The sequence below is a fragment of the Bradyrhizobium sp. RT6a genome (assembly GCF_040547675.1).
In the GTDB taxonomy this organism is placed as follows: Bacteria; Pseudomonadota; Alphaproteobacteria; order Rhizobiales; family Xanthobacteraceae; genus Bradyrhizobium.
Map to the genome: position 1 here is coordinate 134611 of NZ_JBEPQC010000012.1, position 23585 is coordinate 158195.

General features: G+C 63.7%; 30 protein-coding genes. 10 read left to right on the plus strand and 20 right to left on the minus strand.

Annotated elements, in window-relative coordinates:
* Positions 1–111: 111 nt before the first annotated feature.
* Complete coding sequence (locus ABIC03_RS36880) at positions 112–1080, plus strand: helix-turn-helix domain-containing protein (RefSeq protein WP_106946412.1); 969 nt, start codon at positions 112–114, stop codon at positions 1078–1080.
* A 59-nt stretch (positions 1081–1139) separates the two neighbouring features.
* On the opposite strand, the gene ABIC03_RS36885 is transcribed toward ABIC03_RS36880, so the two are convergent.
* The 7 genes from ABIC03_RS36885 to ABIC03_RS36915 form a co-directional block, all read right to left on the minus strand.
* A complete protein-coding gene (locus ABIC03_RS36885; RefSeq protein WP_354065550.1) occupies positions 1140–1565 on the minus strand; it encodes a hypothetical protein in 426 nt (141 codons plus the stop codon).
* 129 nt (positions 1566–1694) lie between these two features.
* The gene (locus ABIC03_RS36890; protein ID WP_354065552.1) at positions 1695–2684 is read right to left on the minus strand and encodes a Bug family tripartite tricarboxylate transporter substrate binding protein; all 990 of its coding nucleotides are present in this window, start codon (positions 2682–2684) and stop codon (positions 1695–1697) included.
* A gap of 110 nt (positions 2685–2794) precedes the next feature.
* The gene (locus tag ABIC03_RS36895) at positions 2795–3214 is read right to left on the minus strand and encodes an FUSC family protein (RefSeq protein WP_354065554.1); all 420 of its coding nucleotides are present in this window, start codon (positions 3212–3214) and stop codon (positions 2795–2797) included.
* Positions 3172–3732, minus strand: a complete 561-nt coding sequence (locus tag ABIC03_RS36900) for a hypothetical protein (protein WP_354065556.1) — start codon at positions 3730–3732, stop codon at positions 3172–3174. Before ABIC03_RS36900 ends, ABIC03_RS36895 begins: the two co-directional genes overlap by 43 nt.
* A gap of 332 nt (positions 3733–4064) precedes the next feature.
* Positions 4065–4994, minus strand: coding sequence for a substrate-binding periplasmic protein (locus ABIC03_RS36905; protein WP_354065558.1), 930 nt, complete (start codon positions 4992–4994; stop codon positions 4065–4067).
* Positions 4991–5347 (minus strand): c-type cytochrome, encoded by a 357-nt coding sequence (locus tag ABIC03_RS36910; RefSeq protein ID WP_354065560.1) that lies wholly within the window; start codon positions 5345–5347, stop codon positions 4991–4993. The genes ABIC03_RS36905 and ABIC03_RS36910 overlap by 4 nt, the downstream gene beginning before the upstream one ends.
* A gap of 10 nt (positions 5348–5357) precedes the next feature.
* Positions 5358–7022: a methanol/ethanol family PQQ-dependent dehydrogenase gene (locus tag ABIC03_RS36915; RefSeq protein WP_354065562.1), complete on the minus strand. Its 1665-nt coding sequence runs from the start codon at positions 7020–7022 to the stop codon at positions 5358–5360.
* 342 nt (positions 7023–7364) lie between these two features.
* Here ABIC03_RS36915 and lanM point away from each other — a divergent pair, with 342 nt between their 5' ends.
* The 4 genes from lanM to ABIC03_RS36935 all read left to right on the plus strand — a co-directional run bounded on the left by lanM (position 7365) and on the right by ABIC03_RS36935 (position 9293).
* The gene (lanM, locus tag ABIC03_RS36920) at positions 7365–7757 is read left to right on the plus strand and encodes a lanmodulin LanM (protein WP_354065564.1); all 393 of its coding nucleotides are present in this window, start codon (positions 7365–7367) and stop codon (positions 7755–7757) included.
* Positions 7758–7927: 170 nt separating this feature from the next.
* The gene (gene pqqA / locus ABIC03_RS36925) at positions 7928–8008 is read left to right on the plus strand and encodes a pyrroloquinoline quinone precursor peptide PqqA (protein WP_018460299.1); all 81 of its coding nucleotides are present in this window, start codon (positions 7928–7930) and stop codon (positions 8006–8008) included.
* A gap of 36 nt (positions 8009–8044) precedes the next feature.
* Complete coding sequence (locus tag ABIC03_RS36930) at positions 8045–8950, plus strand: DUF6662 family protein (protein ID WP_354065566.1); 906 nt, start codon at positions 8045–8047, stop codon at positions 8948–8950.
* A 133-nt stretch (positions 8951–9083) separates the two neighbouring features.
* Positions 9084–9293 (plus strand): hypothetical protein, encoded by a 210-nt coding sequence (locus ABIC03_RS36935; RefSeq protein ID WP_027566545.1) that lies wholly within the window; start codon positions 9084–9086, stop codon positions 9291–9293.
* 10 nt (positions 9294–9303) lie between these two features.
* On the opposite strand, the gene ABIC03_RS36940 is transcribed toward ABIC03_RS36935, so the two are convergent.
* The 4 genes from ABIC03_RS36940 to ABIC03_RS36955 are packed head-to-tail and all read right to left on the minus strand — an operon-like array spanning position 9304 to position 12124.
* On the minus strand, positions 9304–9657 hold the full coding sequence (locus tag ABIC03_RS36940; protein ID WP_085350566.1) for a hypothetical protein: 354 nt from the start codon (positions 9655–9657) through the stop codon (positions 9304–9306).
* Positions 9658–9704: 47 nt separating this feature from the next.
* Positions 9705–10415, minus strand: a complete 711-nt coding sequence (locus tag ABIC03_RS36945; RefSeq protein ID WP_354065569.1) for an ABC transporter ATP-binding protein — start codon at positions 10413–10415, stop codon at positions 9705–9707.
* On the minus strand, positions 10405–11142 hold the full coding sequence (locus ABIC03_RS36950) for an ABC transporter permease (RefSeq protein ID WP_275173206.1): 738 nt from the start codon (positions 11140–11142) through the stop codon (positions 10405–10407). Before ABIC03_RS36950 ends, ABIC03_RS36945 begins: the two co-directional genes overlap by 11 nt.
* Position 11143: 1 nt before the next feature.
* A complete protein-coding gene (locus tag ABIC03_RS36955; protein WP_354065658.1) occupies positions 11144–12124 on the minus strand; it encodes an ABC transporter substrate-binding protein in 981 nt (326 codons plus the stop codon).
* 87 nt (positions 12125–12211) lie between these two features.
* Between ABIC03_RS36955 and ABIC03_RS36960 the strand changes: the two genes are divergently transcribed.
* Positions 12212–12571, plus strand: coding sequence for a hypothetical protein (locus ABIC03_RS36960; protein WP_027566550.1), 360 nt, complete (start codon positions 12212–12214; stop codon positions 12569–12571).
* A gap of 90 nt (positions 12572–12661) precedes the next feature.
* Positions 12662–13669 carry a transporter gene (locus tag ABIC03_RS36965; protein ID WP_354065572.1) on the plus strand — a complete coding sequence of 336 codons (1008 nt, stop codon included), beginning with the start codon at positions 12662–12664 and terminating at the stop codon, positions 13667–13669.
* Positions 13670–13688: 19 nt separating this feature from the next.
* Here ABIC03_RS36965 and ABIC03_RS36970 read toward each other — a convergent pair whose 3' ends face one another.
* Both ABIC03_RS36970 and ABIC03_RS36975 read right to left on the minus strand, forming a co-directional pair.
* On the minus strand, positions 13689–14507 hold the full coding sequence (locus ABIC03_RS36970; protein ID WP_354065574.1) for a quinoprotein dehydrogenase-associated SoxYZ-like carrier: 819 nt from the start codon (positions 14505–14507) through the stop codon (positions 13689–13691).
* A gap of 50 nt (positions 14508–14557) precedes the next feature.
* Entirely contained in the window at positions 14558–15484 is a 927-nt protein-coding gene (locus ABIC03_RS36975; protein ID WP_354065576.1) for a quinoprotein relay system zinc metallohydrolase 2, read from the minus strand.
* A gap of 128 nt (positions 15485–15612) precedes the next feature.
* Here ABIC03_RS36975 and ABIC03_RS36980 point away from each other — a divergent pair, with 128 nt between their 5' ends.
* Entirely contained in the window at positions 15613–16494 is an 882-nt protein-coding gene (locus tag ABIC03_RS36980; RefSeq protein ID WP_354065578.1) for a substrate-binding domain-containing protein, read from the plus strand.
* A 10-nt stretch (positions 16495–16504) separates the two neighbouring features.
* Positions 16505–17062 (plus strand): PQQ-dependent catabolism-associated CXXCW motif protein, encoded by a 558-nt coding sequence (locus tag ABIC03_RS36985; protein WP_354065580.1) that lies wholly within the window; start codon positions 16505–16507, stop codon positions 17060–17062.
* Between the two features lie 126 nt (positions 17063–17188).
* On the opposite strand, the gene ABIC03_RS36990 is transcribed toward ABIC03_RS36985, so the two are convergent.
* The 6 genes from ABIC03_RS36990 to ABIC03_RS37015 all read right to left on the minus strand — a co-directional run bounded on the left by ABIC03_RS36990 (position 17189) and on the right by ABIC03_RS37015 (position 22057).
* On the minus strand, positions 17189–17488 hold the full coding sequence (locus ABIC03_RS36990; protein ID WP_007601401.1) for a copper-binding protein: 300 nt from the start codon (positions 17486–17488) through the stop codon (positions 17189–17191).
* A gap of 137 nt (positions 17489–17625) precedes the next feature.
* Positions 17626–18240: a hypothetical protein gene (locus tag ABIC03_RS36995; RefSeq protein ID WP_354065583.1), complete on the minus strand. Its 615-nt coding sequence runs from the start codon at positions 18238–18240 to the stop codon at positions 17626–17628.
* Positions 18237–19085, minus strand: a complete 849-nt coding sequence (locus ABIC03_RS37000; protein ID WP_007612935.1) for a lanthanide ABC transporter permease protein PedC — start codon at positions 19083–19085, stop codon at positions 18237–18239. Before ABIC03_RS37000 ends, ABIC03_RS36995 begins: the two co-directional genes overlap by 4 nt.
* Positions 19082–19888, minus strand: a complete 807-nt coding sequence (locus ABIC03_RS37005; protein WP_354065585.1) for a lanthanide ABC transporter ATP-binding protein PedB/LutE — start codon at positions 19886–19888, stop codon at positions 19082–19084. The genes ABIC03_RS37000 and ABIC03_RS37005 overlap by 4 nt, the downstream gene beginning before the upstream one ends.
* Complete coding sequence (locus tag ABIC03_RS37010; protein WP_354065587.1) at positions 19885–20865, minus strand: YVTN family beta-propeller repeat protein; 981 nt, start codon at positions 20863–20865, stop codon at positions 19885–19887. Before ABIC03_RS37010 ends, ABIC03_RS37005 begins: the two co-directional genes overlap by 4 nt.
* Before the next feature lie 10 nt (positions 20866–20875).
* Positions 20876–22057: a lanthanide ABC transporter ABC transporter substrate-binding protein PedA1 gene (locus ABIC03_RS37015; protein WP_354065589.1), complete on the minus strand. Its 1182-nt coding sequence runs from the start codon at positions 22055–22057 to the stop codon at positions 20876–20878.
* A gap of 59 nt (positions 22058–22116) precedes the next feature.
* Between ABIC03_RS37015 and ABIC03_RS37020 the strand changes: the two genes are divergently transcribed.
* Positions 22117–22689 (plus strand): DUF3280 domain-containing protein, encoded by a 573-nt coding sequence (locus ABIC03_RS37020; RefSeq protein ID WP_354065591.1) that lies wholly within the window; start codon positions 22117–22119, stop codon positions 22687–22689.
* 27 nt (positions 22690–22716) lie between these two features.
* Here the strand turns inward: ABIC03_RS37020 and fghA are convergent, their stop codons facing one another.
* Positions 22717–23562, minus strand: coding sequence for an S-formylglutathione hydrolase (gene fghA, locus ABIC03_RS37025; protein WP_275173185.1), 846 nt, complete (start codon positions 23560–23562; stop codon positions 22717–22719).
* Between the last annotated feature and the right edge of the window lie 23 nt (positions 23563–23585).

Genomic DNA, 23585 nt, shown 5'->3' on the forward strand with positions numbered 1-23585 from the left:
CACAAGATCGCTCAAAATCGAGGTAAACGTCACGCAATCACGGTTCAGGGCTCCGGCAGCGCGGCTCGCGATTCGCGTCAAAATCTCCGGATCAAACCAGTGGCTGGATTAATGTCCGACACAATTCACACGCTCTCGACGACGGGAATGACGCCGAAGCGGCAGATCCAGAGCTGGATCGACGGGCTGACGAGCCTGTGTGGGCATTTCGACGTCGATCCGCTGGAAGCGTCTTCGCTCGAAGGCCGCATCGACTACACCAGCGTCTCGCGCCTGAAGCTCTGCCAGATCGAGGTCAGCCAGCATCGCATCGCGCACACGCTGGCGCGCGCCAAGGCCAATGAACACCCGTATATCAAGATCCATTTCCAGACTTACGGCGTGTCCTATTTCGAGCAGGAAGGCCGCCACATCGAGCTGAACCCCGGCGACATCATCGCCTATGACGTCTCCTGTCCGCATTCGATCATCAGCCCGGCTTTCACGCGCCACGACGTGGTGATCGTGCCGAAGGCGCTGCTGCGCGACCGCGGATTCCCGTCGCAGCGGATGCCCGCCTGCAAATTGACCTCACGCACGGGGACGGGGCGGATCGCCCACGATTTCGTGCATGCGACCTTCGACGAGGCGGCCAAGCTGTCGGCGAACAGTGCAGTCGGCGTCGCCGATTCGCTGATCGACCTCTTGCTGCTGCCGCTGCGCGAGGCGGACACGATGCTCGATCGCGTCGGGCCCGAAGCGACCTATGTGCGCGCGCAGTTCTTCATCCGCGAACATTTGCGCGATCCGGATCTGTGCATCGACCAGATATCCAACGAGCTCGGTTGCTCCAAGCGCTATCTGCACATGCTGTTCTCGGAGCGCGGCACAACGGTGAGCGACTACATCTGGCAGGCGCGTCTTCAGAATTGCCGCCAGGAGCTCGAGGCCCACGCCGGCAAGACCATCACTGACGTCGCGTTCTCCTGGGGCTTCTCCAGCTCATCGCATTTCAGCCGGGTGTTCCGGAAATATTTCGGCGTGGTGCCGTCCTCGATCCACAAGGCGCAGCAGGGCGCCGTTGCGGCGGACGAGCATTAGGCGAACGCCAGGTTCGGCGTCGACGACGACGGTTGACCGTCACGCGCCCGCGCTGTCTCTCACGCCGATATGGCGATGTAGGGAATGCTGGTCAGGAGAGCGACGAGCAACACCGCGTTGCCCAGCATTCCACTCCAATGCAGTCGGCGTAGCCGGCGCGGGGCCTCGGCATCGCCGGCGTCCCTCGCGCTGAGCTGTTCGTCCATCCGTTGCATGAACCCGCGGCGTCCGTAGATCGCCAAGGCTGCAAGGAGGCCAACGCCCATCGCGGCGACCAAACGACCGTCGAGCAGGAAAGCGACCGTCCCAATCAGTCCGGCAATGCGCATCACCAGAAAATGCGCATTGAACATTCCGCGCAAAAGCTGGGCGACGGGCTGGATATCCAGCTTCACCAGCAGGAAGGCCGGAGACGCCAGCGTGAAATAGCCCATCGGAAAGAGCAGGATGATCATGACGGCTACGGCAACGCCATCCGGTGTCATGGGATCGGCCTTTCTTCTCCGCGCCGGTCAAACCTTCCCGCCAGCGTCGCACAATCATAGCGGGAAAATGCGTTTCCGGCACTAGGCTTTGGTCGGATGCTGCGCCGCGAAGGGCGTCTTGCTCGCGGTTCAGGAGGGCTCGAGGCCGAGCGACCGTGCGCTCTCGATCCAGATCGGCAGTTCGCGCTGATACAGCGCGTTGGTTTCCTTGAAGCCGATCGCGGGTTCGAGCACGAACGTGGTGAGCACTTCCTTCACCTTCGGATCGCTGTTGGCAGCGACGCAAAGCTCCGCCAGGCGGTCGACGACCGGCTGCGGTGTCGCTTTCGGCACGGCCCAACCGGAGAAGCCGCTGACGGTGAAGAATTTCGACGTCGCGCCCTGCTCGGGCAGGGTCTTGATATCAGGGATGGCGTCGACCTTCTTCGAATGCACCGCGAACACGGTGCCGCGATCACTCTGCAAAACCGATTGCGCTGCGGTGTAGCTGCCCATGGCCACATCGAGCGTACCCTCCAACATGCCCGTCCACATCGGGGCTTCGCCGCGATAGTGGATCGGCTCGATGGCAAGGCCGTACTGTTTGTTGAGCTCATGGACCGTCATATGCGGGGCCGAGCCCGCGCTATAGGTGCCGAAGTTGACCTTGCCGCTCTTGCGCGCAAAGGCGACGAAATCCTCCAGCGTGTTGACGCCGGTTTTCGGGTTCGCCACCAGCAACAAGCCGGCGCCCGGAATGACGCTGACGAGCGTCAAATCCTTGTCCATGTCGTAGCCCGGAGCCTTCATCACCACCCGGTTCATGATGTAGGTGGTCGAGATCGAGCACAGGATGGTGTGGCCGTCGGGCTCCGAGCGGGCAACCTCCGCCGTCCCGATCGCGCCGGCGGCACCGGGCTTGTTCTCGACGACGACGGTCTTTCCGACCTGCTTGGCAATGAATTCGCCATAGGCGCGCGCGAGCAGGTCGGTCTGTCCGCCGGCGGGATAGCTGCAAATCATGCGGATCTGCCGCGATGGCCACGCAGCCTGCGCCGAGGCGCCGCGCGAGACGAAAGGCATCGCGAGCGTCGCGGTGCCGGCGGCGATGAAGTTGCGGCGATCGAGCGTTGCGGACATGATTCTCTCCCGGATTGCCGCCGACGGTACTGCATCGGGTCGCCTCTGCCATGGGTGGCAGGCGAGACAGATTGGCGCATTCGAAGGGCCGCATTGTGCCTATTCGGGCGTCATCCGGACGATCGCACCTTTCGCATGACACGCAGCCAGACGATTTCGGTCAGGGCTACCGCAAGCAAGCCGAAGGTGCCGCCGATCAGCACGTTGAGGATGCGCTCCTCCGCGATGCCGCTGGCGCTCCCAGCGAAAGAGGCGGCCAGCGCGATGAAGAAGCAGCGCAGGCCGAAGCCGATGATGTAGCGGGAGAACGAGATCAGCGTGAGGGTGGCCGCGAGAACCGCGAGCGCATAGCCGATCCGGCTTTGCGGCAGCACTATGCCGGCAAGGAAGCCGAGCGGCACGCCGACGACGGCGCCGATCGCCCGCTGCTTCAGCTTGCCGGTAGAAGCGGCGAGATCGCCGACCACGACGCTTGCGGCCGACCACATCACCCATTGGCCCTGCGCGAGACCGAGGATCTCGACCAGCACCGCCGCAGCGAACACCGCAAGGGCGGTTGCCGCCGCGGGCACAAACCACTCGGCCGGGGCGCTCCGAACGAGGTCGCGGCATCGCCGCACCGTCGCTGATCGTAAATCTGGATAGCGCAGACCAGAGCCAGCGCGATCGGGGAGGACACGATGATCATGCCGGCATGGCGCAGGGCTTCCGAGGCGCTCACGCCCTCCAGCACCTCGCAGGCAAGATACACGGCGGGGATGAACACCCAATTCCCGAGCGTGCGGAAATGTTCGCCATGGCGTGTCACCGCGACCGCAAGGAATCCGGCGAGCGCCGTCAGCACTGCGAATAGCGGCTTGATCGGGCTCGCCAGGAACAGCGCGGCAAAGGTGAGGAGGATGGCGAGATAATGCCACGCGACGACTTTCGGCGGCAGGTGCAACCTGAGCGCAGGAATGAGCAACGAGACCGCGACCAAACCAAGATTCAGCAGCGCCGTCTCGCGCGCGACGAAATACGCGGCGATCACCGGGCCGACGACGACCAACGCCCGCACCAGCTCGCCGGTCTTGATTTCCCGGGCGAGGAGGTCGCGCAGGTTGGCAGTAGTGGTCGGGGAATTCACGGGGCACCGAAAGGGCGAATGAGAACGCAGACATCATACGGTGCGGGGCGCCACTAAGCGAGTGGATGCCGTCAGGTTGATTCAAGAGATGCGCCGTCGCCGCTCCACACTCCGTCATTGCGAGCGTAGCGAAGCAATCCAGTCTTTCTCTGGAGGGACTCTGGATTGCTTCGCTACGCTCGCAATGACGATGTTGATGCAGTTGCGGGCGAAGATTTAAGTCTCGAGACTGGACACAGCGGGAAGCGAGAGCGTCAACGCTGAATGATCTTCATCCAGACGTCACCGAGGACCGCAGGCTCCCGCGGCGGCAGATAGGTCAGCCCCGCCTGTATTCCGAATTCGGCGATCTTACCCTCGGCAGCAAGCCCGGTCAGCGCCTTGTTGACGGCGTCGATCAGCGCGGGATCGCTGGCCAGCCCGACATAGCCGCGATTGGCCCCGATCGGATAGTAGTAGCCGGACGCGGTAATCGCCGTATCGGGGTGCGCGGCGCGACGGGCGTCGAGGCGGCCGAGGTCGATCAGCGTTGCGTCATAGTCGCCACGGGCAAGTGCGCCGAGGAGATCATCGCGGCCGGGGACGAGATGCGTGATGTCATCGATCAGGCGCCCCTTGTTGAAGGTCATGAGGATCGCATCGCCGAGCGAGCCGCTCTCGATGACGAGGCGCAGACCGGCGAGGTCGCCGATATCGCCGATCTTGCGACCCCGCGCCTTCGGTCCGAGCACGACCGTCATCGGCGAGTAGACATAGGGCTGGCTCGGCGCGAGCACGCCGAGCGCGACGCGGCGGCGCCGGTCGTCGCGCGTGGCGCCGGCAAAATCCGGCAGGCGCGCCGTTTTCATGCCGGGCTTGACCAGGGAGTCCGTCGTCAGAGCGTAGCCGCCGACGAGCGAGCAGCGCCTGTCGGACAGCAGCGCATTGGCCTCGAGTTGCGGGCTCGAATCCTCATCCAGCTTGCTCTCGAACCACTGGATCGTCAGCGGCCGTCCGAGCCGGTCGGCGAGCGCCTGCGCCAGCAGCACGTCGAACCCCGAATCCGGCTTGCCCTTGTGATGCACCGAGAGCGGTGGCCGGTCCTCGTCGAGACAAATCTTGAGCGGATCGTCGGCCGCGCGTGCAGCCGTGGCCGCCGCCGCGAGGATCGCGGCAATGCTCCAAGCGACCAGCCAGCGCCTCATGGTTTTCTCCGGCTCGAGATGAAGGCCCAGAGATTCCCGATCTCCTCGTCGCTGAGAATATCGGCCCATGGCGGCATCTTGTTGTTCTTGCCGTTCTTCACGGTGGTGACGAAGCGCGTCTTGTCGTCGGGGAAGGCGCGCAAGTCCGGCGTGATGGTGCCGGGATTCATCATGTTGGGACCGTGGCAGTGCGAGCATTTCTCGGCATAGGTCGACTTGCCGTGGTCGATCTGCGCCTGCACGGGATTGCCGGTTGAGTCATCCGCGGCACGAACGGTCGCCGCAAGCGCGACCGTCAGCACCGCGACGGTGGCGAGGATCGCCACCGTCTTGTGGGATAGCATTCTCAGCATCGTGCCGTGGTTATTGCTTGACCGCAAAAACCCAAAGCGAGCCGCCGGGCGGCACTTTGGCCAGCCGTTCGTCGCCGGAGAACAGCGAGTAGACGCCGCCATAGCCGCTCGTCACCGCGACATACTGCACGCCGTCCTGCTGCCAGGTCACCGGTTGTCCCTCGATGCCCGAGCCGGTCTGGAACTGCCAGAGCTTCTTGCCGGTGTCGGCATCGAAGGCCTCGAACTCGCCGGTCAGCGCGCCCGAGAACACGACGCCGCCCGCGGTCGACAGCACGCCGGAGAAGCGCGGGATGTCGCTTGGTGCTTCCCACTTCGCCTTGCCGGTCATGGGATCGATCGCCTTCAGATGACCGCGCGGGCCGTCACCCCATTCCCAGAGATCGGTGAGGTCCATGCCGAGATACCATTCACCCTGCTTGAAGGTGGCGGGTTCGGTCTTGTACCTGCCACCGAAGGCGAGCGTGTTGGCGTAGGCGAGGCCGGTCTGCGGATTGAACGACATCGGCTCCCAGTTCTTGCCGCCGAGAATAGACGGATAGACTGTCACCTTCTTGCCCTCACGCGCGTCCTTCGAGACGTCGGTCTCGATGGGACGTCCGGTCTTCATGTCGATTCCGGTCGCCCAGTTGACCTTTACGTAAGGATTGGCCGCGAGCAGCTTTCCGTTGGTGCGGTCGAGCACGTAGAAGAAGCCGTTGCGGTTGGCGTCCATCAACACCTTGGTCGGCTTGCCCTCGACATTCATGTCGGCGAGGACCATCTCGGCCACGCTGTCATAGTCGAACGGATTGTTGGGCGAGAACTGGTAGTGCCACTTGATCTTGCCGGTCTTGGGATCCATTGCGAGCACGGAGCAGGTGTAGAGGTTGTCGCCCGGGCGCACTGCGGAATTGAACGGGCCGGGATTGCCGATGCCCCAATAGACCGTGTTCAGCTCGGGATCATAGGAGCCCGTAATCCAGGTTGAGCCACCGCCAAGCTTCCAGGTATCGCCCTTCCAGGTGTCGCCGCCGGGCTCGTCGGGGGAGGGGATCGAATGGGTGCGCCACAGATGCTTGCCCGTTGCCGGATCCCAGCCGTCGATGAAGCCGCGGGTGCCGAATTCGGCGCCGGAGATGCCGGTGATCACGATGCCGTCGGCGACCAGCGGCGCCACCGTCATCGAATATCCCTCCTTGATATCGGCCGCCTTCTGCCGCCACAGCTCCTTGCCGTCCTTGGCGTCGAGCGCGATCACGTTGGCGTCGAGCGTGGTGCGGAACACCTTGCCCTCATAGAGCGCGGCGCCGCGATTGATGATGCCGCAGCAGACGATGCGTGGCGTTTCGGCAGGATACTCGACCTTGGACTTCCAGATCTGCTTGCCGGTCTTGGCGTCGACCGCCATGGTCGCGTTGTGCGACGTCACGTAGATCACGCCCTGGTACACCAGCGGCTGCGATTCCTCGCTGCGATCGTCGTTGAAAGAGTAGTTCCAAACCGGGACAAGGTTCTTGACGCTGTCCTTGTTGATCTGGTTCAGCGTCGAGAAACGCTGGAGATTGTAGCCCATCCCGTAGTTGAGAACGTTCGATGTATCGGTCGCACCTTTGACCAGCTGCTCGCTGGTTTGTGCATTTGCACAAGACGATGCAAGCATGACGAGGCCCGCGGCCATCGCAAAGCGTTTCATCCGTTCCTCCCAATATGCGCGCCTATTGACGCTGCGACAGCAACACTCCGCCCGAATGCAAAACGCGTCAATACGAAAGTCGTATCTGCGACGCCGATATGGTGGGCGACCGGATGTCGTCACCTGACGGAGACCTGACAAGCCATGCTCACTTGTGCGCAGGCGCTGAAGAAATTCCGCGGCATGGAGCAGAGCGCGTGCGCGACGGCAGCGGTTGGGGCGACGGGTTCCGCAAGTTGTGCCGAGCGCAGGCTGCAATTCGGGGCTTGAACCGAGGCTCACTTGTGGACTTATGTCGTCTCGATCCGGCTCGCATCGGAGCCCTTGGTGAGGGAGGTTTTCATGATGTCTCGTCGCTCTGTTGCACTTGCGCTCACAATTGCGCTGCTGTCCGGTCCGGCATGGTCGGCCTTCGGCAACGCGGTCAAGACGTTCGATACCGACAATGACGGCACGCTCGATCTTGCCGAGGTGAAGAAAGCGGCGGCCGCGTTGTTCGCCAAGCTCGATCCCGATCACGACGGCACGCTCGACGCCCGCGAGTTGCGCGGACGGTTAACGGCAAAAGAACTCGCCGCCGCCGATCCCGATCGCGACGGGACTCTCACGCTCGACGAATATCTCTCGGTGGTGGAGCAGCGCTTCAACGCAGCGAATCCCGACAAGGATGGAACGCTGGATGGGAAGGAGCTGAACTCGCGCGCCGGCCGTGCGCTGCTGCGCTTGTTGCGGTGAGAACAGCGCGCTTGACTGGGAGCGAAGGCGAGTTGCCCGAGAGAGAAATTTGCAAGCGCGATGCGGCAGTTCGCTGTGTCGACGGCGCGATTCCAGACTTGCGCTGTGACTGACGCAGCCCTAGGTTTTGGCTGGCGCGATGTCGCGCTCAATCCCTTGGGAGTCCCCGAATGGCCTGGAAAGCTCCGAAGATCGTGGAAGTGCCGGTCGGCATGGAAATCAACATGTACGCCTGCGCCTTGCGCAAGTAAGACCACAAGTAAGACTGACGACCTGCCGCGGCTTCGATGGCAACCACCGTCGAAGCCGTGGTAGTGTCCGGGATGCGCGCGAGAGCCCATACATTCTGGACCATAGTCGCCTGTACCGTCGCGCTCGCGCCGGCATGCGTCAGCGCCGAAGACGGCTTTGATACCGAGCACATCTTCGGTTTCATGATCGGCACCGATGTCGGCAACCCCGGCGAGCGCGAATTCCAGACCCAGACGACAGGACGATTCGGCAAAGGCGGCGGGACCTATCGCGCGCTGTCGCAGGAGGTCGAGATCGAGATCGTGCCGCTGCCGAACTTCCGGATCGAGGTCGGCGGCACCGCCACGCTGCACGACATCACCGGCGTCCCCGATATCGGCGACCGCCGCCAGTTCAATTTTCAGGGCGCTTCGCTCGACCTGCGCTATCGCCTGCTCGATCGCGAGCTCGCGCCATTCGGGTTGACTGTCGCCGCCGAACTCCATGGCGACCGCATCGACGAGACCTCGGGCGCGAAAGGGCGGATGTACGGTACCGATTTCACGCTCGCCTTCGACCGCGAGCTGATCCCGAACTTCGCCATCGGGGCGCTCAACCTGATCTATCAGCCCGAATGGGCGCGCTTCGAGATGGCGGGACTGTCCGAAAAGAGCTCAACCATCGGCGCGGCCTTCGCCGGCCTCGTGCGCGTGCGGCCCGACGTGCTGCTCGGCGGCGAGGTGCGCTACTTCCGCCAGTACGAAGGCATCGGCCTCGGCGAGTTCGCAGGCCAGGCCCTCTTCGTCGGTCCGACCGCTTATTTCCAGATTTCCGAGCGCTCGCGCCTGACCATGAGCTGGAGCATGCAGGCCTGGGGCCGTCCGGCCGGGTCGGGCGGCAATCTTGACCTCGTCAATTTCGAGCGCCACCAGGCGAGGCTGGTGTTTGGGGTCAATTTCTGACGCTCGCGCCCCGGTTGCGGGGAGAGGCGACGGGGCAATTCCCGTTTTATTTCTCGCGGCCGGATTGAAACTTCCCGCTGCTCGGAGCGTAACCTTTTGTGCTAATCTTCATCGCCTCTGCGAGGATCCCGGCATGAACCCGATCGACCTGGTGGTGACTGTGTGTGCGGTGCTCTCGCCTGCGACCTGCGAGGAGCAGCATCTGGTGTTCAACTATGCGGGGTCGCCGACGCAATGCGCGATGGCCGCGCCGCCCTATATCGCGCAATGGGTTGGTGACCATCCGAAGTGGCAGGCTGTGCGGTGGCGCTGCGAATATCCGCACCCGAACGACAAGGCGTGAGCCGCCGGCGTTACTTCGTGCAATCCTTCAGATCCTTGTCGGCGATCGAGAACACCGCATCCGCCTTGATCTCGATGTCGCGCACGATGCACTGCCGTGCATTGGGATAGCTGACCCTGGCGTCGTAACGGCCGGGCTCGACGCCGGTGATGCGCAGCCGCTCGTCGTGGTCGACCTCCTTGTCCTTGTCGTTCAGGCACTGGTTCGGCCCCCACTCGGTCTTTCCGGCCGGCGAGAGCTGGAAGCCGGAGATCGTTTCCGTCGTCAGATTCCAGAGCCGGATACCCTTGCCCTTGGCCTGCGCGAGCGCCGCGCCCGGCATCGCAACCAACAGGATGCCGATCGCAATCAGCGTACGCCGCATGGTGAACCTCCCGCGAGGATGTCGTTGGTCCAATTGACCATGAGTTCTCATTTCGATTCAAGCTGCAACGCCGCGAGCTCGGCCCTGATCCTGCCGAGCTCGGCCTCGCTGCGCCCCGCGCGCGGGATGGCAATCGGCACCTCCCGCACGATGCGCGCCGGTCGCGGCGACAGCAAGAACAGGCGGTCGCCGAGCCGGATCGCGTCATCCAGGCTGTGGGTGACGAGCAGCGTCATCACCGGACGGCGCGCCACCAGCGTTGCGATCTCGTCACGCAAACGGCCGGCGAGTGCGTCGTCGAGCGAGGCGAGCGGCTCGTCGAGCACGAGCAGATCGGGCTCGACGGCAAAGGCGCGGGCGAGCGCGACGCGCCGGGCGAGGCCCAATGACAATTCGCCCGGAAAGTGGCTGCGATGCGCGTCCAGCTCCAAGATCCTGAACAGCTCGGCGAGCTTGGCATCAGTGACATCGGGGGCCGCAAGCCGCACATTCTGCTCGACCGAGCGCCATGGCAGCAATCGCGGCTCCTGGAAAACCATCCCGATCCGCGCCTCCGGCGGTCGCGAGACGCGCCCCTCGAAATCGCGGTCGAGCCCGAGGATGATGCGAAGCATCGTGCTCTTGCCGCAGCCGGACGGACCGATCAGCACGCCGACCTCGCCGGATTGAAGCGCGAAGCTGACCGGAGCGAGCACCTCCTGCGTTCCGCCCGCGGCACTCCTGAACCTCTTGCCTGTGATATCGACCTCAAGCCGCACGGGGTCGCCACCGTGTTGCGCGGGCTTCGAACGGTTGCACCAGCGCGGTCTCGATCACGAGCACGACGGCGGCGAAGGTCAGCGAATAGGCCAGCAGCCGCGGCGTGTCGAACAGCTGGAAAGCAACGCCGATCTCGAAGCCGACGCCGTTTGGCCGGCCCAGGAGTTCGGCGACCAGCACGATCTTCCACACCAGCGACAATCCGGAGCGGGCTGAGGCTGCAATATAGGGCGCCAGCTGCGGCAGCACGACATGGCGGAAGGCGCGCCAGCGCGGCATCGCGAACACGCTCGCCATCTCGTCCAGCGAGCGGTCGAGCGCGCGCGTGCCCTCGCGCAGGGTGACGATGGCGGTCGGCAGCTTGTTGATGGCGATCGCCGCGACCGCTGCGGCTTCAGTGAGCCCGGCCCAGATATAGGCCAGCACGATCACGACCAACGCTGGGAGGTTCAGGAGCAGGATCAGCCAGGGATCGCCGAGCCGGTCGGCGAGCTTCACCCGTCCCATCAGATAGCCGATGGCGCTACCGAGCGACATCGCCAGCACGAAAGCGAGGCTTACGCGGGCAAGCGTAGCGCCGAGATGCAGGAACAGCGCGCCGCTCGATGCTTCCGCGATGACGACGTCGAGCACGGCGGGCGGGGACGGCAGCTTTGTGGCGCCGACGAACAGCGCGGCAATCCACCAGATCGCGAGGAACAGGGCAAACGACAGAAGACGCAGCACCTCAGTCTCCGGGAACTGCGTGATAGAACGTGCCGGGATCGAGCTCGGCGGCAGAGCCCACGAGGTCGCGGCCGCCGGTTTCGGCCAGCACGCGGTAGAGCACGCGCGCGTCCGTTTCTTCGTCATCGATGCTCCGGCGCGGAATGCCGTCGCGATATCGCTCGCGATAGGTCTTGAGCAGTGTGGCATCGCTCGTGCCGGTGAGCGGCGCGATCTTGTCCCAGGCGGCATCCGAGGTCACCAGCAGCTGCTTGGCCTTGCGAGTCATCGCGATGAAGCGCGCCACGGCCTCGCGATGACTTGCCGCCCAGCTTTCGTCGAAGACATAGCCAACTGCGGAGACCGCGCCCTTGGCGCCGAGTTTCGGCAGGATGTCCTCGATGCCGGCGAGGCGTCTAAAACCCTTGGCCTCAAGCTGTGCGCAGAAATTCCAGAAGTTGAGGCTCGCATCCATCTCGCCGTCGAGCGCCTTGGCGGTTATCAGCGGCGGAGCACCATAGACAATGGTCGCCTCCGACTTCAGGTCGATGCGGTCCTGCTTCATGCGCGCCTGGAGCAGCAGCCAGCTCTTGTCGATGGGACCACCGCCGACGGCGAGCTTGCGGCCCTTCAAATCGGCCAGCGACTTGATCGGCGAGGAGGCCGGCACCATCACCGCGCCGAGCGCGCTGGAATAGGGATAGAAGGTGAGCTTGGCGCCGAGCGTGCGCTCGCGCGACACCCACAACCAGTCGGACAGGATGATGTCGGCATTGCCGGCGCGCAGCGCGATCTTGCCGGCCTCGGGGCTCGCAAGCTCGCTGACGTCGAGCGACAGGTCGGCCTCCTTGTCGAGGCCGCCGGCGCGGATCGCGGCCAGCTCCCAGGAGAATGTTCCGGTCTTCTGCACCGCAAGGCGGATGGTATCCGCGGCGCGGCCGGGCCCGGCTAGTGTCAGCGCCAGCGTCACCGCGAGCGCCAATGATCGACCAAATGCTCTCATCACCTTGTGAGCCGTTTCCTCTGATAGAGTGCTTTTCAGGACAATACGCATAGCATAGCTTCCGTCGCAACCAGCGGGAGGACGCTCATGAATCTGGCCGGACAGCTACGACCGATTGTCGCCGCATTGGCGGTGTGGGCTGCGACCGCGCTCGCTGCGCAGGCTGAAGAGGCCAATGATTATCCGACGTCGGCGCGTGCCGAGTATGTCTATGGCTGCATGAAGGCCAATGGCGAGAGCCGGCAGGCGATTGAACAATGTTCCTGCTCGATCGACGTGGTGGCCTCGATTGTGTCCTATGAGCGCTACGTCACTGCAGAAACCGCCCTCAGCATGTCCCAGGTCCGCGGCAATCTCGGCGTTCAGTTCCGCACGTCAGAGCAGGCGAATTCCGCGGTGAACGATCTCAGGCGCGCGCAGGCGGAAGCCGAGGTGAGGTGTTTTTGACCGTTGCCGCGCTGCTTTGCTTCCCTCATCAAGGTCGCCGGCGGAGCTTCGATGGTATGATCCGACGGGCTTGCTTGGTAGGATATCTCGATGGACCGGCACGGCGTTGGAGTGCACCGGGCGGTTGATGATGCGCCCATCATCGATGATGCAAACGCCGATGCGCCTCTAGTGCGTCGCGCAAGACGGCTCCCGCTCGGCCCGGCATTGGGAATGATCGCCGCATTGTCGGCGGTCTCGAATGCGAGCGCGCAGGAGGCCGAGCCGCGATCGTATTCGAATACGCCTGTCGGGTTGAATTTCCTGATCTCGGGCTACGTTTACGCCCAAGGAAAGCTCGCGTTCGATCCCAGCACCGCGATCGCCGATGCCACATTCCGCTCCGATACCGGCGTGGTGGCCTATGTTCGGTCCTTCGACGTAGCCGGCCAGTCGGCCAAGTTCGACGCGATCGTGCCGACATCGTCGTTTGCCGCGCATGGGCTCGTCAACGGCGAGCCGCGCGAACGGGAGATGTCCGGTCTGGGCGATCCGCGATTTCGTGTCTCGGTCAACCTGTTTGGGGCTCCCGCGCTCTCGGCGAAGGACTTCGCCAGCTACCATCAGGATCTGATCGTGGGCGTAAGCCTTCAGGTCTCCGCGCCCCTCGGGCAATATGACAGCACCAAGCTGCTCAACCTCGGCGGCAACCGTTGGTCGTTCCGGCCCGAGCTCGGAATTTCAAAGGCATGGGGACCATGGACGATCGAGCTCGCCCCCAGCGTGACCTTCTTCAGCGACAACACCGACTTCTTCGGTGGCAAGACGTTCTCGCAGGCTCCGATCTATGCGGTGCAGGGACATGTCATCTATACGTTCCAGTCCGGCATATGGATGGCGCTGGACGGACTGTATTTCGCCGGCGGCAGCACGACCCTCAACGGCATCAAAAACGACAACGAGCAGGCCATTTCGCGCGCGGGCGTGACGGTTGCGTTTCCGATCGATCGGCAAAACTCAGTCAAGCTCTCTGCCAGCACCGGCCTCACCAGCCGTACGGGAAGCGAACTGACAGCCGTTGGTATCGCATGGCAGTATCGTTGGGGCGAAGGATATTGAGGGAGGATGATGGACGCCCTCACGTCCCCGGCTTCTCCACATCCCACTCGTTGCGGAAGACGTGTCCGTCCGTATCCTTGGCTTCCGCGCGGAAACGCCTGGCGCCGTTGGACACGTAGGTGAAGCGCAGATTGGGATCTTCCGAGATCGAGATGCCGCCTTCCATCGAAAGCACGGGGCTGTCGTCCTGCGTCAGCTTGAGCTGGTTGACGAACAAGGCGGGAATGTAGAGCTGCGTGACCTGGTCCATCTGCAGCCCGGAATTGTTGGGATGGCCGACCATGATCTGCGCCTCCCGCATGCGGCTCGCCGGGGCCTCCTCGCGCGCGAATTGCCGGTAGCGCATCTGCCCGAGCCGGTTTTGGGCTTCCTCGGCATTCTTCCCCGCAGGTGCCGAGCAGCCGCCGGAGGCCTTTACATAGACCTTCGAGACATAGAGCTGGCCGTCGCTGAGCTCGGCCACCGCATGGACGTCGGTGTAGTTGTTGACGCGCACGCGCGTCGAGATTTCGGTGACGTTGGCATCCGGTCCGAGCTCGAACTTCGCTGCCATCGGCGCTGGATTACGATCGATCACCAGCGTGATCGAACGGATTCGGCGGGCATCGCCGGGCGAGAGCTTGCTGCGCAGGGTCACGGGCACGATGGCCGCGTCCTCGGCGCGATACGGCATCTCGATGCCAATGACATTGCGGCCGTCATTCATCGGACGGTTGCTGAAGATGTCCTGCACCAGTCCCGGCCAGGGATCGTAAGATTCTTCAGCCTGCACCGGCACGGCGAATGCAATGCCGAGGAGCAGGGCGATCAGAGGCAGTCGGCGCGTGCATCCCGTCATGGTCATGGTCCCGCGGACGAAGCAACGTTTCGCGCATCGTAGCGCGTCCGCTACTCCCATTCAATTTCCGAAAATGCTGCGGTTGCGTTGCGGGCATTGTAGTCGTCGAACAGCTCCCAGTGCGGCCGTTCCGAGGCGGCGGCCTTGTCTGCGGCGGTTCGGATCGGCTCGCCCTTCTTGTTCGATGCCCGGACGTCCGCCAGCAGTACCGTCAGATAGCGCCGTTCATCGGTCAGCGCCGCAGGCCATTCGCTCACGGGCCCGTGACCGGGAACGACGCGCTGCGCCGGAATGCTCTCGAGTTCCCCGAGGGTGCCGAGCCAGCCGCGAATGCTGCCGTCCATCACCGGAATATGGCGGAGGAAGACGAGGTCGCCAGTGAACAGCGTCTTCGTCATCTCATCGAACACGGTCAGGTCATTGTCGCTGTGCCCGGCCGGCCAGGCCCGCAAGGTCAGGCGGCGCGCGCCCAGATCGAGCGTCATTGTGTCCGTGACAAGCATTGTGGGGGGCACGATTTTCACGGGAGATATCAATTCGTCGCCCATGATGCGCTTAAAATTGTCGAGATAGTACGGCCCGCGCGCAGCGAGCGCCCGCGGCAGCCTGCTGTGACCGACGAAAATGGCGTCCCCGACGGCGAAGGCCGCATTGCCGAAAACATGGTCCGGATGGCCGTGGGTGTTGATGACGTAGCGGATCGGCTTGCTGGTGTTGGCCCGTACCGCCGCCAGCAGCGCCTCGCCCTCGCGAACGCTACCGCCGGTATCAATCACCGCCACAGCATCCTCGCCCACGATGAATCCGACATTGGCGATGTCGCCCTCGTTCTCGCGGGTCATCAAGGCGATGGTCCCGGAGTGTACGAAGATTCCCGGAGCGACTTCGCTCACAGGCAATTCGGCCGCTGCGGCGCATGCTAGCGTCGCTGTCACCAGCAGGGACAAGGCTGCGATCACGAGGGCGATGCGAGACACTTTTCCGCCTCAGTTCAAAGGGTTGCGCGCATTGCACTGCAACAAAAAAAGCCAGCACACAGTCTGGCAAAACATGGCGCGTCATGCGTTGCATGGCTAGCATTCAAACAAGCCTAGGAGGAAGCGCGATGACGGAGGCCGGACGACATCGTCGCTGGTTGTTTTCACTGAGTATCCTGGTTGCGTCTTGCGCGTTCGGCGACGTCGCCATCGCGCAGACCAACGACGCCGGCGACCTCTCCTTCGAATTGGTCGATCCCAAGGTGCTGCGCGTCTGTTCCGACCCGCGCAATCTGCCGTTCTCGAACGAGAAGGGCGAGGGGTTCGAGAACAAGCTTGCCGAGCTGTTTGCGGACAAGCTCCAGAAGAAGCTCGACTATGTCTTTTTTCCGCAGGCCACCGGCTTCGTGCGCATGACGCTTGGCGCGCATCGCTGCGACGTCATCATGGGCTTCCCCCAAGGGGATGACCTCGTACAAGGCACCAATCCCTATTACCGCACGAGCTATGCGCTGGTCGCGAAAGCAGGAAGCGGGCTCGAGGAGGTCGACACGCTCGAGGATACCAGGCTGAAGGGCAAGCATGTCGGCATCGTCGCCGGCACGCCGCCTGCGACCAACATGGCCATCGCGGGACTGATGGGTGATGCAAAGCCGTATCCGCTGATGATCGACACGCGCTACGACAATTCAGCGCAGGCAATGATCAATGATCTCACGGCGGGCAAGATCGACGCCGGCGTGCTGTGGGGACCGATGGCGGGGTTCTACGCAAAGAAGGCGGGATCGCTTCATGTCACGCCGCTGGTGAAGGAAACCACCGGGCCAAAACTGGTGTATCGCATCGGCATGGGCGTGCGTGGCGCCGACCAGAACTGGAAGCGGCAACTCAACAAGCTGATCCAGGAGAACCAAGGCGAGATCAACAAGATCCTGCTCGACTTCGGCGTGCCGCTGCTGGACGAGAACAATCGGCCGCTCGGCGCGGAGACGGCCAAGAAGGCACCATGAGGCAGACGCCATGAGGCGGCATCTTGCCGCTGCGCTGGTAGCCGCCATGCTGGTGGCGCCGGTCGTTGCGCAGCAGCAGGAGCCGTTCGAGCCCGAGGGCTATCGCACCGATAACTACCGCGCGCCTGTGCCGGCGACGCTCGGCGGGGCGCGCGTCCTGTCGACGCCAGAAGCCGAGGCGATCTGGCAAGCGAAGAGCGGCGCCTTCATCGACGTGCTGCCGCGCGCGCCGAAGCCGAAGAACCTTCCCGCGGGTACCGTCTGGCGCGAGGCGCCGCGCAAAAACATTCCGGGCAGCATCTGGCTGCCGGATACCGGCTACGGCACGCTGCCGCAAGCCATGGACGACTACTTTCAGCGTGGCCTCGCGCGTGCATCACACGGCGACAAGACCGCGCTGCTCGTGATCTATTGCCTGGCCGATTGCTGGATGTCCTGGAACGCCGCCAAGCGCGCGCTCGCGTACGGCTATTCCAACATCGCCTGGTATCCCGATGGCACCGACGGCTGGGAGCGCGCCAAGCTTCCGACCGAGGAGGCGCAGCCGGAGCCGCGGCCGGAGCAGTAGGCAAGAGATCGTTATGCCCGGGCTTGTCCCGGCATCCACGTTCTTCGTGCCGCGTGGCTATGCGTGGATGGCCGGGACAAGCCCGGCCATGACGCCCTGTCGCACGTGGGAAGAGGCGAGGAAAGCCTACTGCTTCTGCAACTTCGTCAGCGTGCCCGTGCCGTTATTGTCGGTCGCAGAGTAGCTCACCCTGTCGCCGGCGTGGACGGCATCGAGCATCGCGGCATCCTTGGCCTTGTACTCCTGGAGCGCGCCGGCGCCGCCTGCGCTGCCGCCGACTGTGCCCTTCTGTGTCTGCTGGATCGAAATCGTGCTGTTGAGCCGATCGATCCGGGTGACCATTCCGGTCAGATCGTCAGCGAATGCGCTGCTTGCGAGCATGCTGATGGCCGCAGCGCCTGCGAGGATGAATTTCGTGGTTCCCATCGAGGCCTCCCGATGCCTTGGATTACCTATCGACAAGACATCCTAGATCGATTTGGTTCCGGCATATAGCGCGGCGGCAGGTTAATCATCGCAATGGAGGCGCGGGAACCTGCCGCAAGCGGTCAACGAGGCTGACGCTATTCCATTTCCTGTTGGATCACGCGTCCGAGCGCAAACAGCCGCTGGTCGATTGTGGTGGGAACCTCGCAGACGAACCGCACTACCTTGTAGCGGTCCTCGAAAATGCGGGTCTTCCAGATCAGCTCGTTGCTGAGCGCATCGACCCTGGGCTCGTCGCGCGGCGTGGCGCCCTGGAGCGCCTGGAGTTGGACACTCTCCTCACGGATCTTGTCGGCGGCTTCGCGCTGCTTGCGGCTGACGCGTTCGAGCCCGCTCATGACCTGCGAGCGCTGAGCGTTGAGCGTGTCGAACAGGCCTGCGAACAGCAGTTTCGCATTCGCAGTCTTGTCGGCCGCGGAGCCCGCCAAAAACTCCTTCACCAGCTTCTCGGCCTCGTCCAGCGGCGTCTTGCGTGCCGACAGTTTGGCGACCAGCGCGCTGACTTTGGCGTCGTCCTTCCACTTGTTCTGCACGTCGTCGAGTGAAGGGCCAGCCCATACCGCGGCGAGCGAAATTTCCGGCACTTTGGCCTGCGTGCAGGGCCAATCCGGATAGCGCGGATCGGCCGCGCGTGCCGCCGTGCTCGCGGCTGCGAGCATCAGAGCGGCCATGGCCAGCACCCGAACCGTCATCCTTCGCCTCCCGCAGGACCCCGTCGCGCCAGCCCGCGCGAGGGATCATAGGCATAGATCGCGCCGATCATGAAGACGATTGTGCAAGTCGCGACCACCGCCAGCGAGATCCAGTTGATCTGTCCGTACAGCGCGAAGCGGATCAGCTCGACCGCATGGGTGAACGGATTGGCCTCGCAGACATAGTAGAGATAGGGGCTGCCTTCCTGCACCCGCCAGAGCGGGTAGAGTGCCGATGAAGCGAAGAACATCGGGAAAATGACAAAATTCATCACGCCGGCAAAGTTCTCCAGCTGCTTGATGCCGGAGGAGATCAGCATGCCGAGCGAGCCCAGCATCAGTCCGGACAGGATCAGTGCCGGCAGCACGGTGAGATAGCCTGATAGAGGAGGAGTGATGTCCCAGAACCAGGCGATCAGCAGGAACGCGTAGACTTGGAGCAGCGACACCGCGGTGCCTGCGAGCAGCTTGCAGAACAACAGGTAGCCGCGCGGCAGCGGGCTTACCAGCAGCGTGCGCATGTTCCCCATCTCGCGGTCATAGACCATCGAGAGCGAGGACTGCATGCCGTTGAAGAGCTGGATCATGGCCATCAGCCCGGGCGCGATGAAGACCTCGTAGAGGATGTAGGTCTCGTAAGGCGGGATGATGGAGATGCCGAGCACCTGGCGGAATCCGGCGGCGAAGATGAACAGCCAGACCAGCGGCCGCACCAGCGCCGAGACGAAACGCTCGCGCTGGTGCAGGAAGCGCAGTCCCTCGCGCCAGACGATGCCCGTGAGGCAGGTCATGTATTCGGCGGCCGAGAAGCCGCGCGGCGCCTCGCGGGTGGTGATGCTGCTCATGCGCCGCCGCCCGGCAGGGACTGCGCGCCGGTCAGGCGCATGAAGGCGGTGTTGACGTCCTGCGCGCCGGCTTCCGCGACGACGCGGCTCATCGGCCCCTGCGCCAGCACCTTGCCCTGGTGCAGCACCACGAGATCGTCACCGGCCATGATTTCGTCGAACAGATGCGTGGCCCAGAGCACGCCGATGCCTTGCTCGCTCACGAGCTGGCGCACATGGCTGATGATGTCGGCGCGCGCCTTGACGTCGAGGCCGACGGTGGGCTCGTCCAGCAATAGCAGGCGCGGCCGGTGCAGTAGCGCCCGGGCGATCTCCAGCCGCCGCATCTGCCCGCCCGAGAGATCGCGCACCTTGCTGCCGCCACGCTCGGTAAGCCCGATGCGGCTAAGCAACTCGGCGGCTCGCGCCCGGGCCTCGCGGCGGCTGATACCGTGGAGTGCGGCGTGATAGAGCAGGTTCTGCGTCAGCGACAGATCGAGATCGAGCGTGCGCGGCTGGAACACGACGCCGAGCAACCGCAGCGCTTCGCTGGGGCTTCTGCTGATGTCGTGGCCGAAAATGCCGACGCGGCCGGATTGGATGCCGAACAGCCGCGTGATCAGCGAGAACAGCGTGCTCTTGCCTGCGCCGTTGAGGCCGAGCAGGGCCGTGAAGCTCGCGGGCTGTACGTTGAAGGACACGTCCATCAGCGCGCGGCGCGGGCCATAGGCGTGGCTGACGCTGTCGATCGACAGCGCGGGCACGGCCGCCGGATCGGGCCTTGGTGTTTCGCGTTGTTCGGCGATGGGAGCAGGGCTGGTCATGGCGCGATCGTGATACCCCAGGGCAGCTCGCCCACCTGAATGGTCTTGATCACCTTTTGCGCGGCGACGTCGATGACGGAGACGTCATTCGACACGCCATTGGTGGTAAGCAGAAATTTCTCGTCCGGCGTGAATGCCATGTGCCAGACCCGCTGTCCGACCAGCAGATATTTCGTCACCTTGCGCGTTGCGACGTCGACCACGGCGATGCGGTTGGCGGGTCCGAGCGCGATGAAAGCGGTCTTGTCGTCCCGGGTCATGCCGATGCCAACAGGCTGGATCGCCTCTTTCCTCAACCCCGGGATCTCGAAATTGATCTTGCCGGTCACCTCGTGTTTGCCGGGATCGATGATCGAGACGGTGCCGCCGATCTCCGAGGACACCCACAATTCGGAAGCGTCGTGCTTGAATTCGGCAAAGCGCGGCCGCGCGTCGACCAGCACGTTGGCGACGATCTGGCGCGACGACGTGTCGATGAAATGCGCCATGTTGGTGGTCTCGGACGTGTTGATCAGCGTCTTGCCGTCCGGGCTGATGGTCATGCCCTCGGGCTCGACGCCGACCTGGATGTCGCCAAGGCGGGCGCGCTTCTCGAGGTCGATCACGGTCACCGTGTTGTCGTTCTCGTTGGCGACATAGAGGATCTTGCCGGCGGCATCCTGGGCGAACAATTCCGGGTCGGGCCCGGAGGGCAGGCTGTCCACCACGCTTTGCGTCTTGGCGTCGATCATCTGGATGGTGTCGTCGTCGCCGACCGCGACCATCACGAACTTGCCGTCGCGCGTGAAGTCGATGCCGCGCGGGCGCTGGCCGACCTTGATGGTCTTGGTCACCGTCCAGCTCTCGGTGTCGATCACCGACACCGTGTTGCTCTTCTCGTTCGAGACATAGGCGATGAACGGATGCGCGGGCGCCGCCGCCAGCGCCAGCCCGGACAGCAACCCAACACGCCACGCGCGCAACGTCCAAGTCCTCACTTTAATGTCCTCACTTCAGCTTGCATTTGCTCTCCGGGCGGTCATAGCCGAGCGTGTCGAGCTCGGAGACCTGATGCAGGAAGCCTTCCTGCGGCGACACCGACACCACCATGCGGCCGTCGACCAGCAGGATCGGCTGGCGCAGCTGCAGGTTCCAATCGCGCAAGGTCAGCTTTGTCCCCTTGAAGGCGGCGACCGAGAACTCCGGACCCTTGATGAAATCGGTGACCTTCTTGATGTCGCCGGAATTGGTGCGCGAGGTGGCCTCTCCGATCATGCGTACGGCCGTCCAGGCCTGCATGTCGAGCGCGGTCATCCGCCGTGCGTTCAGCTTGACGAAGCGGTTCTGCATCTGGATCGCGCCCCATTGATCCTGCGCGGCGTCCCAGCTCCGCGGCACCAGCCCGGCCGAGCCCGCGACAGGCCGCGGATCCCAGGTGCGATAGGGCAAATAGGCGCCGAACACCTCGCTTTCGTCGGCGGCGACCAGCACGTCATAGGCCGGTGCCTGTTGCGTGAACACCGGCATCTGGCGCTGGATCAGCGTCACGCCCGAGTCGGTGCGGCGCGCGCCGCCTTTGTCTTCGAAGCTGCGCTCCTGCACGATCTTGGCGCCGAACCGCGTCGCGCTGCGGCGGAGCGCATCGGCGAACAGTCTGTCCTCGTCATGCGAGCCGACCACGAGCAGCCAGCGCTTCCACTGCTTCCACACCAGATATTGACCGAGTGCATCGGCCAGCATTGCGCGCGTCGGCGCGGTGTGGATGACGTTGGCACGGCAATCGGCCTCGCGCAGTCGCTCGTCGATCGCGCCGGCGTTAAACAGCAGCGTGCCGCGCTCGCGCAGGGCGTCGGCGACTTTCAGCAGCGCGTCGGCCGGCAGGTCGGCGATGATGAAGCCGTTGCGTGCGGCGAGATCGGTCGCGGCCTGCACGGCATCCTCGCCCTCCTTGATACGCCGCTCCTCCAGCGCAAATCGCTGGCCCAGGAATTTGCCGGTGGTGTTGTTGTCCTCGATGGCGAGGCGTGCGCCGGCGACCCCATCATTCTCCGCGGGCTGCTCGACCAGCGACAGCGTCGATCTGGCGCCGGCGATTCCGAGATAGCCGACGCCGATCATGACAGGGTCGCCCGCGAGCGCACTCGTCGCAGCAAGTCCCAAGCCGATCAGGCCGACCAACCATCGGATCATGTTTCCTCCGCACAACTCCCCGGCTTGACCGCCGATGGAGAATTGTCTCATGCTAAAGCATGACCGATTTGTCAGGGCATGCAACCCCGCATTTCGTCCTCGCGCGCGTGAGGCCGGGAATCACGATCATGCGAGCGCTGATGTGTTTCGCCGCTTTGCTGTTGACGGGCTCGGTCGCATTCGCCGATCCGCCGAAACTCGCGGTGTTCGATTTCGAACTGATCGACACCAGCCTGCCCGGAGAGTTCTATGGCTCCAAGCCGGAGGAAGCGAGGCTCGACCTCATCAGCGAGCAGTTGCGCAAGGCACTGGTTGAGTCAGGCAGGTTCCAGCTGCTCGATATCGCGCCGATCCGGGACGCGGCCCGACACAGCAATTTGCAGGCCTGCGGCAATTGCGATCTCCAGCTTGCCGGGCAGTTGGGTGCCGACCTCGAGATCACCGGCATGGTGCAGAAGGTCTCGAACCTGATCATCAATCTGAACATCTACCTGCGAGACGTGAAGACCGGCAACATGATCACGGCCGCCAGCGCCGACATGCGCGGCAACACGGATGAATCCTGGACGCGCACGATGAGCTATCTGATCCGCAACCGGTTGCTGGCACCGAATTACGGCAAGCCGGAGTAGGTTCTTCCAAGAGAGAAGAAGAAGCCATTACCCCTTCAATCTCTCCGCATGCCAGTGCAGATGGTCGCCCATGAAGGTCGAGATGAAATAATAGCTGTGGTCGTAGCCCGCCTGCCGTCGCAGCGTCAGCGGGATGTTGGCCTTGGCACAGGCCGCCTGCAGCAATTCAGGACGAAGCTGCTCCTTCAGGAAATTATCGGCCTCGCCGACGTCGACGAGGAAGCCCGAAAACTTCGCGCCGTCCTCGATCAGCGCCACCGTGTCGTGGCTGCGCCAGGTATCCTTGTTCGGTCCGAGATAGCCGGTCAGCGCCTTGATGCCCCAGGGCACGAGCGATGGCGCCACGATCGGCGCAAAGGCGCTGGCCGCGCGAAAACGGTGCGGGTTGCGCAGCGCGACCGTCAGCGCGCCATGGCCGCCCATCGAATGGCCCATCACCGATTGGCGCTTCGCATCGACCGGAAAATTCTCCGCCACGAGTTTCGGCAGCTCGTCGGTGACGTAGCTCCACATGCGATAATTGCGTGAAAACGGCGCTTCCGTCGCGTCGACATAGAAGCCGGCGCCAAGACCGAAATCATAGGCATTATTGGCATCGCCCGGCACGTCGGGGCCGCGCGGGCTGGTGTCGGGCGCGACGAAGATCAGGCCGAGCTCGGCGCAGGCTTTGCGGAATTCGCCTTTCTCGGTGACGTTAGCGTGCGTGCAGGTGAGGCCGGAGAGATACCAGACCACGGGCAGCTTGGCGCCCTGCGCGTGCGGGGGAACATAGACCGAGAACGTCATGTCGGTTCCGGTCGCCTGGCTGGCATGGCGATAGACGCCCTGCACGCCGCCATAGGATGTGTTGGTTGAGACAGTCTGGATCGTCATGCCATATGCTCCGTGGCATCAAA